The organism is Niastella koreensis GR20-10 (genome assembly GCF_000246855.1).
GTDB classification, from domain to species: Bacteria; Bacteroidota; Bacteroidia; order Chitinophagales; family Chitinophagaceae; genus Niastella; species Niastella koreensis.
The window spans coordinates 3,561,371-3,579,604 of record NC_016609.1; the positions used below are offsets into that span (position 1 = coordinate 3,561,371).

Genomic DNA, 18,234 nt, shown 5'->3' on the forward strand with positions numbered 1-18,234 from the left:
TAATTATTAATTCAACAACTTATACCTTTTAAACGCCCTCCCCTTTCTCCTCAACCACGCATGATAACACGAAGGGATATCGCATTCCGGTTTTGGCAGCAGCGAAGAAATGATGATCCGGTCTATTTGCGAGATGAGTCCGTTTACAAGACAAATGCGAAAAAGCACCACCGGTTCAAACCCTGCCAGCAAGATAGTAAAGGTCACCAGCAAATTCAATCCCCATAACTTAGAGAGCCAGTTATGTGCGCAGCCGCTTTTCCGGAACTTAAAAAAGTTGATGAGGTCCGATACCGGTTCCAGGATAAACAAAACAATGATAAAATAAAGATGATCCTGGATAAGCCGGCCATTCAACAGCCAGATGCTAACGCCGGCAGCCATCCAGAACACGATGTCGACATTGGCATCCCATTTTCGCAGGCTGTTAGTAGCCACGCCGAGGTTACGGGCAATAATGCCATCAAATATATCGGAGATCATCCCGGCCCATAAACAGGTTACCAGGAACCAGCCGCTTTGATGGGTTTGCAGTGTCCAGATGATCATTACAGGCGCCAGTAACAGGCGAAAGATCACCAGCGAAAAGGGAATGGCCCTTTTTATTTTTTCCAAGCGTTCTTTTTTATAAGTTGTAAGAAGATAAAACCGATAATAAAAAACACACTCAAGGTAGCCACACTATCGCGCATGGAGCCGGTCACATATTCTATCCAGCCAAACATAAAGGTACCGATCACCACTCCCATTTTATCCAGCACATCATACAGACTAAAATACGTGGCATACTCATCTTTTTCCTCCTGGATCAGTGCAGCAAACGCCGATCGCGATAAGGCCTGGGTGCCACCCATCACCAACCCTACCAGTACAGCCATCACATAAAATTGTGTTATGCTTTGGATGGTATAAGCGATAAAACAAACCAGCACCCACAATAACACTGCAGTTTTCACCGCAAAAATATTATTTACCTTTTTGGCAATGAACAAAAACACATACGAACCCAGGATGGCCACCAGTTGCAGGATCAGGATAACGCCAATGAGGTGGGCAGTTCTCAGGTTCAACGTTTTGGTGGCAAATACGCTCGACATGCCCATTACCGTGGTCAACCCCATGTCGTAAAAGAAAAAGGCCAATAGAAATATAGAGATGGCCTTGTGGCCGCGGGCGCGTAAAAATGCTTTATTAATGCGGTTATAGGATTGTAAAATGCTTTGCCGGGTAATGGAATTTCCTTTTTTATCGGCCGGTAGTCCTTTTATGGAATACCAGGCAAAACCCAGCCACCAGCAACCAATAAACACAAAGGAAACCCGCACGGGAATATAATGATCGATCTGTTCTTGTGTAAAACCGAAGCGTGCTGCAAACTGGATCACCAGCAGGCTTATTACCAGGGCGATCATGCCGCCCAGGTACCCCCAGGCAAAGCCTTTTGCACTAACGGTATCAAACTGATCGGGCGTGGCAATTTCAGGGATATAGGCATTATAAAACACAACCCCAAGGCTGTAACAAACACTTGAGATTATAAACAGGCTTGCGATCAGCATCATCTGATCGGCCGTTGAAAAGAAAAGGAAAATACAACTCACCGAGCCGATATAGGAAAAAAAGCTCATAAATAATTTCTTCCGGCCCGAATAATCGGCTATGGACCCAAACAACGGACTTAAAAACAACAACAACAGGGAAGCAAATGAATACATGTACGCATACAGCACAGAGTTACTGATATTATGCCACCAGGCGGTTTTACTGCCAGCAGGCGGGGCCAGACTTAAAAAATAACTGGGAAAGATGGCCGAGGTAATCACCAGTGAATAACTCGAATTAGCCCAATCGTACCAACACCAGGCATTGACAGTCTTGTTTTGGGTTTTTAGGGGCATGTAACAAACATACACTAATAGAAAAGGCTATCCAACCCTTTGGCAGATAGCCCTTTTCTAATTTAACATATCTTTTACTTTATTCAATCAGCCGGAAAGGCAGACGGCAACCAGGAATTCTTTTCTATATCTCGTATCTGTACAAAAGTGAGAAAGATCTTCGTTTATAATAGGCCGATGTGCTATTGGGCAGGTTGAGATCCAGGTAACCACCAAACAGGTGCCGTCCCCATTGCAATTGCACATTGGGTTGCAGGGCCTGGTGAAAGTTCATTCCCACCCCGGCGGAAAGGTGAAAGAATGCGCTGTCGTTGACATAGATCTTCCGGATGCCGCGGATACCGATGTATTGTTCAGGGATAGAAGATGATGAACCGCTTACAAAGGAAACAGTACCATACCCGCTGAGCTGCGTGCGTTCACTGAGCGCCGCTGTATAACCGGCCTGTACGCCAAAAGTGGTAGGCAAAGCGCTGATGTGGTCCCACTCCGTATAAGGATGATTGATGTACCGGGTAGAAAAACCAACATACCATTGTTGTTCTTCTACGGTGTGAAAAACAGCCGCGCCGGCATTAAAACTAAAATATCCCATATTGTAACCCGATTCCGTCGGGTCGCGTTTAACTGCCCAGTTAAACGCACCGAACTGATCGAAATCAGCAGGAAAACTGTAATAAGATCCGGTAACACCTACCTGGTTGAAAGAATAGTTTCCCTGGAAGCCAAGCGCTAAAAAGGTATTATTATAATCGAGCGGCAATGCATACGCCAGCGCCAGCATCGCCGAGGAAGCCTTCATGAGGCTGCTGCTGGCATTATCTACATTTATGCCTGCAGAAAGGGTAAAGAATGGAACGGCATTAACCGTTTCTATATTCCGTTCAAAAACCAGCTCAAGGGTTATCGACCTGCTGGTGGTTGACATAACACCCGGATAATTTACTTTATGAAGCGTTACATGCGCTTCCGGCACAGTATCGGTTTTCAACGCCGGATTGTACCAGATCTTCATCTCCTCAATACTTTTAACGTGAGGGTCCTGCCCCATGGCATACACTGCTAAACCTATCATAACCATGAATAATACAATCCGTCGCATGAGCATAAATTGCAGCAAAAATAACGAGGCTGGTCTTTATTTATTACTATTGATTAGGATATAGTCGACAGCCTTAAACAATTTAACTATCAAATTGATGAAATATACTATCAAAACAGACCAATTTCATCGAAATTTACCACTCAACTAACGATAAGCATGTTCAAAAGCCTTAGCATTGCCTGCTGCCTGTTTTTACTGATCCTGTCCCAAACGCTGCCCGCTCAGCAATTGCACAGCGATAATGGTAATGGTACCTATACCAATCCGGTAATTGCCGCCGATTTTCCCGATCCTGATGTAATACAGGTGGGCGACACTTACTATATGGTCAGCACCACCATGTATGTATTTCCCGGAGTTACGGTGCTTAAATCGCACGACCTTGTAAACTGGGAATATTGCAGTAATGCCATTCCCCGTTTCGATTTCGGTAAATGTTACGATCTTGACAGCTGCAACCGGTATGGCCACGGTCAATGGGCTACCAGTATGAAATACCATAATGGAAAATTTCACCTGTTATTTATTACGCTCAACGAAGGAGGTTTTATGTGTACCGCATCAACAGCCGAAGGGCCCTGGGAAATTCGGAAACTGCCGAAGGGTTTTTATGATCCGGGCTTATTCTTTGATGAGGACGGGAGAATTTACGTAGCGCATGGCTATAGCAAAATAAATATCACTGAATTGAACCCCGACTTTTCGCCCAAAACGAATGATTCGCTGGTATATACCGGCGATATTCGCAAAGGCCTGGAAGGAACACACGTATACAGGATCAATGGCTACTATTATTTATACGGAACCTATGGCGGTCGTGATGGCATACAGGTAGCGCTGCGTTCAAAAAATATTTATGGCCCATACGAACAAAAGGTAGTGATCCGCGATACCACCCCTGGTGTAACTTTTGGCATTCACCAGGGCGCCCTGATACAAACGCCCACCGGGGAATGGTGGACTATGCTGTTTGTAGACAGCGGTCCGTTCGGGCGCTTTCCTTCCTTACAGCCCGTAACCTGGAGAGATGGCTGGCCGATGGTTGGTGTGGATGGCAAAGGCATTATTACCCATAAAAAACCAAATGTGGGAAAAGTATGGCCGGTTAAAACATTTCCTACTTCAGATGAGTTTACCGGTAAAACGTTGGGCATGCAATGGGGCTGGAACCACAACCCCGACCCTGCAAGATGGTCGCTGACGCAAAGACCAGGGTATTTACGTTTAACAACCGGAAAACCGGTCGCTGGTTTGCGCGAAGCACGCAACACGCTCACCCAACGCCCTTTTACGTATTATGCTGATTCCCTAGCAACCACCGGTATTACCAAAATGGAAACCGGCCACATGAAGGACGGCGACATAGCAGGCCTGGCCGTTTTCCAGGACCCTTATGCGTATATCGGCGTTAAACAAACGAATGGCAGGAAATATGTTATTATGGTAAATGATGGAAAAACGATCGACTCCGTTGCCATTGACCAGTCAACCATCTACCTGCAAACCATTGCATCAAACAGCAGCCAAAAAGCATTGTTCAAATACAGTTTCGACAACCGATCATTCACCCCGCTCGGTAATGAGTTACACATGAAATTCAGTCTTAGCCTGTTTACCGGGAACAAATTCTGTCTATTCAATTATGCCACCCAACAACCCGGCGGCTATGTTGACTTCGACTGGTTCAACATGCATCCTGTTTCTTACTAATAACCAGAAACGCCCCTCCTACTTCAACTCAAACTTCCCCTTCAACTTTATATCATTCGAAGCGCCGCCAATCATCAGATCAAAATCACCAGGTTCCGCTACCCATTGCAGTTGTTGATTATAAAACGACAACTTATCTTTTTTAATCACAAAACGAACGGTTTGGGTTTCGCCGGGTTGTAACATCAATTTTTTAAAATCTTTCAGCTCTTTTACCGGGCGTACCAGCGAAGCTATTTCATCGCGCAAATACAACTGGGCTACTTCTTCACCGGCTACCTTGCCGCTGTTGGTTAACTTAAATGTAACCACAATGGAATCGCCGGCGCTCATAGCTGGCTTGCTCAACTGCAGATCGGAATAGGTAAAGGTGGTATAACTTAAACCGTGTCCGAATGCAAAGCGCGGGCTTTTTTGCAGGTCGATATAACCGCTGCGGTAACGCGCCGGGTTGTCATCATCGGGAGCAGGACGGCCGGTATTAAAATAGTTGTAATAAATGGGAATTTGTCCTTCGGTACGGGGGAAGCTCATGGGCAGTTTGCCTGAAGGATTGTAATCGCCAAACAACACATCGGCAATAGCATTGCCCGCCTCGCTACCCAGCCACCAGGTATACAGGATGGCGGGCATGTTGTCTGCCGTCCAGTTAAACACCAGCGGACGACCGGCATTTATTAATACAACAACAGGTTTACCGGTTGCCTGCAGAGCTTGTAACAGTTCCTCCTGCACACCGGGCAAATGAATATTGGCCCGGCTTTTTGCTTCGCCGCTCATCTCACGGCGTTCGCCCACACTAACGATCACCACATCGGCGTTTTGTGCCGCAGCAATTGCTTCTGCAAAGCCGGCGCGACTGGTATCACTTACATCGCAGCCTTTTGCATACAGCAGCTTGGCGTTATTGCCTACTTTGTTCTGAATACCTTCCCATTGCGATACCACATCGCTGTTATCGGGCCAGCCCACACTCCAGAAACCAAGCATATCGTCTTCCGATTTGGCCAGGGGGCCAATTATAGCAATAGTTTTTGTAGTTTTTGAAAGCGGCAATAACCCTTTCTCATTTTTCATCAATACAATACTTTTGCGCGCCATGTCTTTGGCAACTTCGCGGTGCTGCGGAATACCTACGGTAGCGGTTTCGCGTTGCACATTGCTGAAACGGTAAGGGTCATCGAACAATCCCAGTTCAAATTTCTTGCGCAGAATCCTTTTTACGGCATCATCAACCAGCGCCACGGGTACTTTTCCATCTTTAACCAGTTGCGCCAGGTGAGCCGTGTAGCTGCGGCTTTCCATATCCATATCACTGCCGGCTTTGATGGCGCTTTCGGCAGCCTCTTTTTTATCTTTTACAAAACCATGCGGTACCATTTCGCCAATAGAACCCCAGTCGCTTACAACAAAACCGGGGAATTTCCATCTACCTTTTAAAATGTCGCGTTGCAGGTAAGCATTGCCGGTTGCTGGTATGCCGTTCAGGTCGTTGAACGAATTCATGAAGGTGGCGGCGCCGGCTTCAGCGGCTGCTTTAAAGGGCGGCAGGTATACTTCCCACAGGGTGCGTTCACTCATATCAACCGAGTTATAATCGCGACCGCCGATGGCGGCGCCATACGCGGCAAAATGTTTGGCACAGGCCATGATCGCATCCAGGTTGCCCAAACCTTTTCCCTGGAACCCTTTTACCCGGGCTTTGGCCACCAGGCTACCGAGGTATGGATCCTCCCCGGCGCCTTCCATTACGCGGCCCCAGCGTGGGTCGCGGGCAATATCCACCATGGGCGCAAAGGTCCAGTGTACCCCCGAGGCGGCGGTTTCAATGGCGGCAATACGCGAGCCCTGTTCAATGGCGGTCAGGTCCCAACTGGCCACTTCGGCCAGGGGAATGGGAAAAGTAATTTTATAACCATGGATCACATCCTGGCCAAAGAGCAGCGGAATTTTCATCCGCGCCTGCATGGCCAGTTCCTGCATGCGGCGGGTACGGTCGGCCCCGCGTACATTTAGCATGGAGCCCACTTTACCGGCTTTTATTTCCTGGGCAATATTGCTGTTCTCCCCGGCCGGGCCGGTCAGTTCTTCTTTACTGGAATACTGGTTCAGTTGCCCTATTTTTTCATCGAGCGTCATCAGCTTTAAAACCGAATCAACACGCTGATCGATCGTTTTTTTCTGGGCGGTTGCTTTTAGATGAATAACAGAAAGGCCAATGGCAAAACAAAAAGTCAAATAGATCCTGTTCATTGTAATATGCATTATTCGATTGAAGTTTACTGGTAAGGCTTCGGGCAAATTACGGAGAACGAAGCCTTTAACATTTCATACACCTACGTCAAATATACTTCAGGGCTATGAGCGGGCCCCTACAATTACCCTATTCAACCCAAAAGATTGCTTTTAATCAAATATTAGGTACTATCAGCGATTTCGATCTGCCCTTCATCACTAACAACAGCGAAAAAATGCAGCTGACTACGGGCGGTTACCTGGGATTGAACACCACCAGCCCGGCCGGGCGTTTACACTTTGTAAATGAAAGCCTGGAAGCCGGTAACGATTACATTTTGGCAAGACAGTACCCGGCAATAACGCCGGCACGCATACCTATGAATTTTACGACCGGCAGAGCGATCATTAAATAATAACAGAGGCCACTTCATTATGAGTGGCCTCTGTTTATTTATGGATATTTTTTGTGAGTAGTCAGTAGTGAGTTGTGAGTGGGTTCCCGACATTCGGGAAATCCGAAAAATCGCGCGTTAACTCACGACTCACTACTCACCACTCACTATTCTATTGTATCATCAACTTCCCACTCTGCTCAAATCCATCTCCGGTTACTTTAAACATATACAATCCTGGTTTCAATGTTCTGCCTGGCGTAACCTTAATAATGTTATTGGCAGGTATGCCCGTGGTAGAATATACTACCTGACCAGCCAGATCAGTAACCGCTACTTTATAAAGTTTATTGGTGTTATTACCGCTTATGCGAACATAAAAATGATCGTGGGCCGGGTTGGGATATGCCATTGCCACCTGCGTTGCATTGCTGGCACTTACACTCACTATTGAGGAGTAAGTGGTTTTAGCTGTCTGATCGCCCGTCATTATCAGGCGGTAATATACCGTGCCATTGATGGGGTTTGCATCTGTATACGTATAATTAGACTGACCGGTACCAACCACTCTGCCAATAGCAGTGAAATTGCTGCCGTCGGTAGAACGTTCAACAGTGTATGTTACGTTCTGTTCGTCGGCGCTGCTCCAGGTTAATACGGCTTTGTCGTTTTTATTTTCAGCACCAAAATAAGTTAACCTAACAGGTAATACAATGCCAATTCCGCCAACCACTCCGGATACATTGGTCCCACTTGCGTTTGCGGCATTGCCACTAAAAAAATTACTGATGGCGCCACCAGCTCCGGGTACGGTAATAGTAGTGATATTACTCATAGCAGGACTGCCACTAATCATTACAGCGCCCTGACCACCACCACCGCCGGCCCCATAGGGGAAAAAGCTATTAACATCGCCGCCATCGCCGCCATTTGCCTGTATTGTAAGCGGGCAGGCACCAGGAACGGTATAAGATCCAACCTGTAAAACAATAGTACCGGCTGCACCACCGCCGCCGGCGCCATCGGAACCCGAAGTAGCCGGTTTAGCCCCGTTCGCAGTAATCTTTGGCGTGCCGCTGCCGCAATTGGTATTGATGGAGCCAGCCCTGATAAATATGATGCCCCCACCATTGCCACCAGCTGTTTGTGTCCCGTTATTACCCTGGGCACCGCCACCGCCACCGCCTAAAAATGCGCGGGTTCCGGTGGCCATGCTCAGGTTTAGCGCAACGCCGCCTAAGCCACCGCCATCACTACATGTCCAGTAGTAGGAACCATCGCCACCGGCAGAATAATTACTGCCGCCACCGCCGCCGGCCCCACCGGAATTACCACCGCCACCGCCTGTTAAAATTCTGGCGCGGCCGCGAACAAAAGTAGGATCGGTAACTGTGTTCACTAAATAAATGCCTTCCCCTTTTGCCCCATAAATGGTAGAATTAGAGGTATAGTTTCCTGTTGATCCACAGGTTGGTGTAGAAGAATTACTGGAAGCAGCGCCACCGGCAAAACCCTGTCCGTCAACAGTAATAGTATGTTTAATGGTCAACGTACCAGGTACCGTAATAGCCACTACGCCGCCCCGGCCCTTGGTCCCATCCCAGGGAAGGGCCGTGATGTTGGCCGTAGTAGTAAAATTACCTGCACTTAACGAGGTAAAACTTACCACCTGCACACTCGCATTGCTGCCGGTATTAAAAGGTTTGGTCAATACTTTGTTGAGCGTAATGGTACCAGCGCCTAATCCGGAAATAACAGCAATTTCATACGCACCGGCATTGGAAATGCCCGACAATAAACCAAAACTGCTATTATTAGTAGTGCCACTGATCACATTGTCCTGCGTTTGCAAAACAATCACTTCATCATTCACGCCCCAGGTATGGCCAGCCGTACTGGCATTGGTAATGGTCAGTTGCGACTTACCACTTACGGTGGCTATGCCCGTAACTTTTGCATAGGCATTATAGGTAACCTGTGCCTGGCCAGCGATGGTAAACAGTAAGAAAAATAATAGTGAAAGAGTAAACGGTACAGGGGTGCCAAATAAGCACGATGAATTACCGATTGAGCGGTAAAGTTTTTCCATGGTACGGATTTTAGGGGGGGGTATCCCTCGGGTTTATGAACAATTACGGCGACAAAATAATACAAATAAACCCGTATATCATAGTAATATTTTTTAGCTATGATAAATTAATTTCCATTTAATGGAGGCTACAGAGATTATTACAATTACTTACATACAAACCCTATTGATATTCAAACATTAATATAAAAAAATAAAGCCACCCGGGTATGGCTTTATTTTTTTATAACATGCAGAATTACTTGGTTATATATCCGAACAGCCCATCCTTTTCATCATCAGGACCGGCCGTAAAATACAAGCGGTTAGGATCAACGGTTGTTGCGGTAGCTGGTGGGAACATAAGCGCCCACAAACCATCAATTTGTAAAGGCTTCCCATGAAGGCCACGGAGTTGTCCGATAAATTTGCCACTCGTATTAAAAACATTGATATACCCATCGCCGAAATTACCAACCAGTACAGCGGAAGTGGGTTTACCATCATCATCAGTAAAGAAAGTGTCCGGCGCCCAGGCAACACCCCAGGGTGCATTCAACTTATCCTTTGTTGCAAACCGTTTGTCCAATACCCCGTTCGTATTGTACACGTCAACAATACCCAGCCCCACTCCATGTTCTTCATCTCCATTGGGACCAACCTTGGCATACATCACATACAAACTGCCATTGACCAACTGGATATTAAAAGGCGCGTAGCCCGAAGGCAGGTCCGGATCTTTAAAAGGTAAATTAACAGCGTGCCAATTCTTGTCCCATACTTCAATTTTACCCGACTTAAAATTGGCTGCATATAAATGATATTCACCGCCGCTGTTTTTAGCCATGGTAAGCCCTGTATAAACTGCGCCCATGTTGGCGGCTATTCTTAAGGCAAAATTGCCGGCAGCCGGGTTCCAACCTGAGACCACCCCATCGGTGCCTACAAAAAAGAAACGCCCGGGTGTGCCATTCGACAATAAAAACTCCTTGCTGCTGGTATCACTGTTCACCACGGTACCTGTTGGCATGCCGCCCGTTGTTGCAGTGGGCGAAGGAATGGCTACTTCGGGTCTTGCGGCAAGCATATTTCCATCTTTGTCATACACATTGGAAACATGTCCCGCGTTGCTGCCTATCCATGCAATGCCCGAGGCGCTGAATGTCAATCCCCAGGAATTGAGCAAATGGGCGTCCACATGCATAGCGCCATATTCATCGTTGTTACTCACCAGGTTTACCTGGTTGTAGTCTTTCAACGAGGGATCCTTGTTCTCTTTGTGATGGATAAGATCCTCCAGTTTAGAACAACTTTGGGTTAAAAAAACAAAGGAAAGCATGGCAGTTGCTGCCAGGTAACACCGCCAGGTGTTGTGGAATGTTAGCTTCATAACAATTTTTGTTTTAGCTGTGAAGAAATTCAAAGCCGGTTCACTTCAGGTGGTTATGAGCCAGGGGATGATGCAGGGAGATCTTTTAAGACAGAGTTTGGGTTGTTATTATTATTACGCAGGTTAACTATAAAAGTTGCCGACAATTATAAGTTTTGTCTGATGTTTATTTCCTACGATGCCAATACGTTTTGCTAAATCGAGCTAATAAGCCGGGCATTAAAATTGTTTAACATAGAACATGGGGTATCAACCAATCGAAAACTACGGCATTATTGGCGACCTGAATACAGTGGCCCTGGTTAGTCTCAATGGCTCAATCGACTTTCTATGTCTTCCCCACTTCGACTCACCTACCCTGTTCGCAGCCTTGCTCGATGACAAAAAAGGCGGCTCTTTCAGCATCCGGCCCCTGTTTAAGGAAATGAGCACCAAACAGCTCTATTTACCCGACACCAATGTGCTGTTAACAAGATTCCTGTCGGAAGAAGGCGTGGGCGAAATAACCGACTTTATGCCGGTGGAGGAACGAAACAACGTAACGGAGGTGATAAGAAGAATAACAACCATCCGGGGTAAAGTAAAATATAAAATGTGTTGCCGGCCCGCTTTTAATTATGGACAAAGCGGGTACGACATAAAAAAAGTATCGGACCAGGAATTCATTTTATCAAGCAAGGGTGACGACAAAACCCGGCTTCGGTTACAAAGCTCCGTTGCATTGAAGGCGGAAGATGGAACTGTTAGCGCCGATTTTACGCTGGCGCCCAATGAAACGGCCGATTTCGTCCTGGCTTATATCGATGGGCACGACCGTTGCGATGAACGGGAATTGAAAGAACAGGTGACCAAATGTCTTTTTGCAACCGTTAATTACTGGAAAGACTGGATCGCCCAATCTACTTACCAGGGACGTTGGATGGAAATGGTGAACCGCTCGGCGTTGGTGCTGAAATTATTGTCGTCGCACCAATATGGTTCCATCATTGCAGCCCCTACGTTCAGTTTACCCGAAACCATCGGCGCCAAAAGAAACTGGGACTACCGCTACACCTGGATCCGCGATGCCTCTTTCACGGTGTATACCTTATTAAGACTGGGCTATGGCAAAGAGGCAGGTAATTTCATAAACTGGGTGGAGAAGCGTTGCCAGGATATAAAAGACAATACCCCGCTGGGTATTATGTATTCAATAAACGGTGAGCGGCAGATCACAGAAAGTATCCTCGGTAATTTTGAAGGCTACAAACAATCGGCGCCCGTACGCATTGGCAACGATGCTTACCGGCAATTGCAGCTTGATATTTATGGCGAGCTGATGGATGCCGTATACCTGTATAATAAATATGAAGAACGCATTTCGCACGACTTCTGGAAAGACCTGACGAAACAGATTGACTGGCTGAATGATCACTGGCGCGATGCCGATGAAGGCATTTGGGAAGTGAGAGGCGGCAAGCAACATTTTCTATATTCCCGGCTACAATGCTGGGTGGCATTTGACCGGGCCATAAAACTGGCTACCCACCGGTCGTTCCCGTTTAACCCCGCCTGGCGCGAACAACGCGATATTATTTTCAATAGCATTTACAACGATTACTGGGATGAGAACAAAAAAGCTTTTATGCAATATCCCGGCTCTGCTACGGTTGATGCCTCGGCCCTGCTGATGCCGCTGATCCGTTTCATCAGTCCGAAAGATCCTAAGTGGATGTCTACTTTACAGTGTATTGAAAAAGAACTGGTATCGGATTCACTGGTATACCGGTACCGGCCCGGGGTGGCAGCACCCGATGGGTTTGTAAGCCATGAAGGCACCTTCACCATGTGCACGTTCTGGTATGTGGAATGTTTGTCGCGTTCGGGCCAACTGGAAAAGGCACGGCTGTACTTTGAAAAAATGTTAGGGTATGCCAACCATTTAGGGTTGTTTTCAGAACAGTTGGGTTTCCGGGGCGAACACCTGGGCAATTTTCCGCAGGCATTCTCGCACCTGGGTTTGATCAGTGCCGCCTACAACCTCGACAAACAACTAAACAACAGCCGGAATAAAAATGTAAACCATTCTATTTAATGGCACAGCCAACCAAAGATATAACCTTATATGAGCAACAGATAAAAAGCGGTACGGTAGACCCCTTCCCATACGACCGGCTGATGATCTATTACCGCAAACAAAAAGACCTGAAAAAAGAATTACAGGTAATTAACCAGGCGCTGAAGACATTTACCAATCATTTAAAGGAGCAGACAGGTAAATTACTGAAGAGCGGCAAATCGCAGGCAACTATAAAAAAGCTCAGTGCAAAATTCAACCTGTCGTCCGGACTGGTTGATAAAAAAGGCAATCCCAAATACCTGCCCGAACCACTCCCCCGCTGGACAAAAAGAAAACAAGCCGTGCAGGACAAGTTGAAAAATTTTAAAGATTAAGTGAAGTATTGTCGCATTCGTTACTATATTTTATACCAGTCTCCCTTTTTTCTTTTTGGCTAATAAATAAAACACCAAGGTTAGTTTTACAGGCGCATTAATTTAAAGAAAAGACCATCTGCCGGTTGGCGGATGGTCTTTTCTTTATAATGCAAATAACCCTGACAGAAGAAGCCAGGGTTACACACAACAACTAATACCCCATTCCATTCATGCCAGGGGAAGGAGCGGCAACTGTTTCCTGTTTAGGTTTGTCAGCGATCACGCATTCGGTAGTCAGTAACATCCCAGCAACGGACGCTGCATGTTCAAGCGCCACGCGAGCTACCTTGGTGGGATCTATTACGCCGGCTGCCAGCAGGTTTTCATATTGTTCGGTACGGGCGTTGAAGCCATAATCGCCGGTACCCTGTTTAATATTCTGTACTACAATGCTTCCTTCCAAACCACTGTTGTGCACGATCTGGCGCAGCGGTTCTTCGATAGCACGTTTCACAATCGCAATCCCGGTTGTTTCATCTTCGTTTTTACCTTCCAGGTTCTCCAACTTTTGAGCAGCCCTGATATACGCCACGCCACCGCCGGGCACAATGCCTTCTTCCACAGCAGCCCGGGTTGCATGCAGGGCATCGTCAACACGGTCTTTCTTTTCTTTCATTTCCACTTCGGTAGCAGCGCCCACATACAGCACGGCCACCCCGCCCGACAATTTGGCCAACCGCTCCTGCAATTTTTCTTTATCATAGTCTGAAGTGGTTGCGGCCATTTGGGCTTTGATCTGGTTAATGCGTTCAGTAATGGCCGCCTTTTTACCTAAACCACCTACAATGGTAGTGTTGTCTTTATCGATGGTTATAGTTTCAGCAGAGCCTAAATGTTCCAGCTCAACCTTTTCAAGCGTATATCCCTGTTCTTCGCTGATAACAGTGCCATTGGTTAAAATGGCAATATCCTGCAACATTTCCTTGCGGCGGTCGCCAAACCCTGGCGCTTTTACGGCAGCCACTTTCAGGGTTCCACGCAGTTTATTCACTACCAGGGTTGCCAGGGCCTCCCCTTCCAGGTCTTCTGCAATGATCAGGATCGGGCGACTGGTTTTGGCAGTTTTCTCCAATATGCCCAGGATATCTTTCATGGCAGAAATCTTCTTATCATAGATGAGGATGTATGGCTGTTGCAGTTCTGCCTGCATTTTTTCCGTGTTCGTAACAAAATAGGGAGAAATGTATCCTCTGTCGAATTGCATGCCTTCCACCACTTCAACAGTAGTGTCGGTGCCTTTGGCTTCTTCTACGGTGATCACGCCTTCGTTACTTACTTTACCGAATGCCTGTGCAATCAGTTCCCCTATATTATCATCATTGTTGGCAGAAATGGTTGCTACCTGGCGGATCTTGCTAACATCCGTGCCAACTGTTTGCGATTGTTCACGCAGGCTTTTTACAATAGCCTCCACGCCCTTATCGATCCCTTTTTTAAGGTCCATGGGATTAGCGCCTGCAGCTACATTTTTCAGTCCTTCGTGTATAATGGCTTGCGCCAGTACGGTGGCAGTTGTAGTACCATCGCCAGCCAGATCGGCTGTTCTGGAAGCAACTTCTTTCACCATCTGGGCGCCCATGTTCTCCAATGGGTCTTCCAGCTCAATTTCTTTCGCAACACTTACCCCATCTTTTGTTATGGCGGGTGCGCCGAATTTCTTTTCCAGTACTACGTTGCGTCCCTTTGGGCCAAGCGTTACTTTTACAGCGTTGGCTAAAATATCAACGCCTTTCTTCATCTGGTTTCTGGCTGTTACATCAAAAAACAATTCTTTCGACATAGCTCATGATTTTTTAGCGGTTGTAAATAAAGGATCAAAAAAAATAATAAAGTATCGTTACCGTTACAGGATGGCGAGAATATCCGATTCCCGCATGATCAGCAGTTCCTGACCTTCATACTGAAATTCGGTACCGGAATATTTGCCATACAATACTTTGTCGCCCTGTTTCACCGTAACCGGTTCGTCCTTTTTACCAGGGCCGGCGGCCAATACAATTCCCATCAGGGGTTTTTCTTTTGCGGTGTCGGGGATAATGATACCACCAGCGGTTTTGCTTTCAGCCGGGGCGGGTTTAATAATAACCCTGTCGTGCAATGGAGTGGCTTTTACGTTTTCTGCCATAATAGATGATTTTGAATTTGGTTAAAACAAAGTCAGATTTTATTGCGCTTATAAAAAGCCGGTGATTTTTTGCTACCAACTAGTATGCCATTGGCGAAAATGGCTGACTGACTGAAAAAAATGCAGGAAATTTTTTCAGTTTCACGCAATCGATTGTCAAAATTTCCATAGCGCCCGCATGCAACCCGTTTACCCGGTCTTACAACTAGTAGATCAGACGCTACAAGCAAAACCAACGTACACTTTATATGGATACACGTAGAGAATTCTTAAAAAAATCATTGTTGCTCTCCGGAGCAGCAGGTATCTCGAAAGTATTGCCGGCCTCCATTCAACGGGCGCTGGCTATTGACCCTAAACTGGGCAGCACTTACCTCGACGCAGAACATATTGTGATTTTAATGCAGGAGAACCGTTCTTTTGATCATTGTTTTGGAACCCTGCAGGGCGTACGTGGGTTTAATGATCCCCGGGCTTTGCAATTACCCGATAAAAAACCGGTATGGCTGCAAACCAATGAACGCGGCGAAACCTATGCGCCATTCCGGCTGGACATGAAAGACTCCAAGATCACCTGGATGGGTTCATTACCCCACTCCCGTTCCAGCCAGGTTGACGCCAACAATAACGGCAAATACGACAAATGGCTTATTGCTAAAAGACCGGGCAACAAGCAATATGCGCACATGCCTTTAACAATGGGTTACTACACCCGCGAAGACCTGCCATTTAACTATGCCCTGGCAGACGCCTTTACCATTTGCGACCAGCATTTTTGTTCGGCCATGACCAGCACCACACCTAACCGTTCATTTTTCTGGAACGGTAAGATCACGCACAACGTGGATGGCAGGCCCAAAGCGCATATCCGTAATGATGACTTCAGCTATGGCAAACTACCCTGGACCACCTTTCCCGAGCTGCTGGAACAGGCCAATATTCCCTGGAAATTTTACCAGAACGAGATCAGTTGCGGGGGCGGATTTAAGGGCGAAGAAAGATCGTGGCTGGCCAACTTTGGCTGTAATAACCTCGAATTCTTTGCGGCATATAATGTAAAGTTCAGTGAGCGGTATGTACAGAACCTGCAAAAACAGGTAGATACCCTGCCAGGTGAGATCAATGCTTTACAGGAAGCAACCCCTTCATCAGAAGAAACTGCCAAAAAGATAAAAGCAGCGATTGCCGAAAAACAGGAAGTGCTTGACCATGCACGCGCCGAACTGGAGAAATGGAAACAGGAAAATTTCGACAAGCTGAGCGATCGCGAAAAGCGCTTATATAACCAGGCGTTTGTAGTAAACAAGGGCGATGCAGACTACCGCAAATTAAGTAAGCTAACTTATGATGATAATGGTACCAGGCGCGAACTGCCGGTACCAGCCGGCGATCTGTTGTACCAGTTCCGGAAAGATGTGAATGAAGGCAAACTGCCTGCCGTATCATGGCTCGCAGCGCCACAAAATTTTTCCGACCATCCCAGTGCTCCCTGGTACGGCGCCTGGTATGTATCGGAGATCCTGGATATCCTTACCAAAAATCCCGAGGTATGGAAAAAGACCATCTTCATTGTTACGTACGATGAGAACGATGGCTACTTCGATCACGCCCAGCCGTTTTATATTCCTGATGAAAAGCGGCCCGAAACCGGCAAATGCTCCAACGGGATCGATACCGAGGTGGAGTATGTGCGTTTGGAAAATGAACTGGCGCAGGGCATACCTAAAAAACAGGCCCGCGAAGCGCCTATTGGGTTAGGCTTTCGCGTGCCCATGATCATTGCTTCACCCTGGAGCCGGGGCGGTAAAGTATGTTCACAGGTATTTGACCATACCTCTACCCAGCAATTTCTGGAAACATTCTTTAACCAAAAACTAGGCAAGAAACTTCACCAGCCAAACATCAGCGAGTGGCGCCGCACCATCTGTGGCGATCTTACGGCCGCGTTCAGTCCGTATAACGACAAACAACTGGAATCACTGCCCTTTTTGAAACGCGACCAGGTGGTAGAAGATATTTACAACGCAAAGTTTAAACAGGACCCCAACGGGTTCAAACAACTGAACGAGCAGGAGATCAACCAGGTTCTACAAACGCCTGCCGCATTAGAACAGCTGATCGCGCAGGAAAAAGGCATCCGCCCTTCCAACGCGTTACCTTATGAATTATATGCAGACGTTTCCCGCAGCGCCAATAAAAAACAAATCGCGATCAAAATGAGCGCGGGCAACAAGCTGTTCAACAAACAGGCAGCCGGTTCACCATTCACGGTTTATGCACCCGGTAAATACGCAGAAAAAAGTTCAGACGAAGTTTGCCGCAACTGGGGCTTCGCCGTAAAAGCAGGCGACACGCTTACCTATACCTGGCCTTTGCATGCGTTTGATAACAACGAATATCACCTGCGCCTGTACGGCCCCAATGGTTTTTACCGCGAGTTCAAAGGCAATGCAACAGAACCAGACCCCGACGTAACCCTGGAGTATGAACGGGACGCCAAAACAGGTAAGCCTACAGGGAATGTAGTGTTACAGGTAATCAATACAGATACCCATAATGCGCTGCAGCTAACTATTAAAGACAATGCCTACAAAAAGAAAGATGTTGTGCGGTCGCTCGCAAAAGGCGAAAAAGCAGCCATTACATTACCGCTGAACGACAGCCATGGGTGGTACGACTTCAGTATGCAAATTAGTGGCGTCAGCGCTTTTGAAAAACGGTATGCCGGCCGGGTGGAGACAGGTAAAGAAAGTGTAAGTGATCCGTATATGGGAAGAGTGATTGGGTAAGCAGGGATGAATTTGTAAAGGACTGCCGGGTGGCCGTCCTTTTA

Annotated in this window: 13 protein-coding genes; 5 read left to right on the plus strand and 8 right to left on the minus strand. The window is 47.0% G+C overall.

The genetic code is table 11. The features are described from left to right. Window positions 1-6: 6 nt before the first annotated feature. The 3 genes from NIAKO_RS13970 to NIAKO_RS13980 form a co-directional block, all read right to left on the minus strand. A complete protein-coding gene (locus tag NIAKO_RS13970; protein WP_014219093.1) occupies window positions 7-615 on the minus strand; it encodes a CDP-alcohol phosphatidyltransferase family protein in 609 nt (202 codons plus the stop codon). After that, entirely contained in the window at window positions 603-1,898 is a 1,296-nt protein-coding gene (locus tag NIAKO_RS13975; protein ID WP_014219094.1) for an MFS transporter, read from the minus strand. Before NIAKO_RS13975 ends, NIAKO_RS13970 begins: the two co-directional genes overlap by 13 nt. Window positions 1,899-2,022: 124 nt before the next feature. Continuing rightward, entirely contained in the window at window positions 2,023-3,000 is a 978-nt protein-coding gene (locus NIAKO_RS13980; RefSeq protein ID WP_081195977.1) for a hypothetical protein, read from the minus strand. A 159-nt stretch (window positions 3,001-3,159) separates the two neighbouring features. Here NIAKO_RS13980 and NIAKO_RS13985 point away from each other — a divergent pair, with 159 nt between their 5' ends. Beyond that, window positions 3,160-4,713, plus strand: coding sequence for a glycoside hydrolase family 43 protein (locus NIAKO_RS13985; RefSeq protein ID WP_014219096.1), 1,554 nt, complete (start codon window positions 3,160-3,162; stop codon window positions 4,711-4,713). A gap of 18 nt (window positions 4,714-4,731) precedes the next feature. Here the strand turns inward: NIAKO_RS13985 and NIAKO_RS13990 are convergent, their stop codons facing one another. Further along, a complete protein-coding gene (locus NIAKO_RS13990) occupies window positions 4,732-6,966 on the minus strand; it encodes a glycoside hydrolase family 3 N-terminal domain-containing protein (RefSeq protein WP_014219097.1) in 2,235 nt (744 codons plus the stop codon). 107 nt (window positions 6,967-7,073) lie between these two features. On the opposite strand from NIAKO_RS13990, the gene NIAKO_RS13995 reads away from it, so the two are divergent. Next, on the plus strand, window positions 7,074-7,364 hold the full coding sequence (locus tag NIAKO_RS13995; RefSeq protein WP_014219098.1) for a hypothetical protein: 291 nt from the start codon (window positions 7,074-7,076) through the stop codon (window positions 7,362-7,364). A 151-nt stretch (window positions 7,365-7,515) separates the two neighbouring features. Here NIAKO_RS13995 and NIAKO_RS14000 read toward each other — a convergent pair whose 3' ends face one another. After that, entirely contained in the window at window positions 7,516-9,432 is a 1,917-nt protein-coding gene (locus NIAKO_RS14000) for a T9SS type A sorting domain-containing protein (RefSeq protein ID WP_014219099.1), read from the minus strand. Window positions 9,433-9,670: 238 nt separating this feature from the next. Next, a complete protein-coding gene (locus NIAKO_RS14005; protein ID WP_014219100.1) occupies window positions 9,671-10,801 on the minus strand; it encodes a TIGR03118 family protein in 1,131 nt (376 codons plus the stop codon). Between the two features lie 241 nt (window positions 10,802-11,042). On the opposite strand from NIAKO_RS14005, the gene NIAKO_RS14010 reads away from it, so the two are divergent. Then, complete coding sequence (locus NIAKO_RS14010; protein WP_014219101.1) at window positions 11,043-12,875, plus strand: glycoside hydrolase family 15 protein; 1,833 nt, start codon at window positions 11,043-11,045, stop codon at window positions 12,873-12,875. Continuing rightward, on the plus strand, window positions 12,875-13,234 hold the full coding sequence (locus NIAKO_RS14015; RefSeq protein ID WP_014219102.1) for a hypothetical protein: 360 nt from the start codon (window positions 12,875-12,877) through the stop codon (window positions 13,232-13,234). Before NIAKO_RS14010 ends, NIAKO_RS14015 begins: the two co-directional genes overlap by 1 nt. Before the next feature lie 193 nt (window positions 13,235-13,427). On the opposite strand, the gene groL is transcribed toward NIAKO_RS14015, so the two are convergent. Together groL and NIAKO_RS14025 are read right to left on the minus strand one after the other, a co-directional pair. Further along, window positions 13,428-15,056: a chaperonin GroEL gene (gene groL, locus NIAKO_RS14020; RefSeq protein WP_014219103.1), complete on the minus strand. Its 1,629-nt coding sequence runs from the start codon at window positions 15,054-15,056 to the stop codon at window positions 13,428-13,430. Window positions 15,057-15,119: 63 nt separating this feature from the next. Continuing rightward, on the minus strand, window positions 15,120-15,401 hold the full coding sequence (locus NIAKO_RS14025) for a co-chaperone GroES (RefSeq protein WP_014219104.1): 282 nt from the start codon (window positions 15,399-15,401) through the stop codon (window positions 15,120-15,122). Between the two features lie 248 nt (window positions 15,402-15,649). On the opposite strand from NIAKO_RS14025, the gene NIAKO_RS14030 reads away from it, so the two are divergent. Then, window positions 15,650-18,190, plus strand: a complete 2,541-nt coding sequence (locus NIAKO_RS14030) for a phosphocholine-specific phospholipase C (RefSeq protein ID WP_014219105.1) — start codon at window positions 15,650-15,652, stop codon at window positions 18,188-18,190. Window positions 18,191-18,234 lie beyond the last annotated feature (44 nt).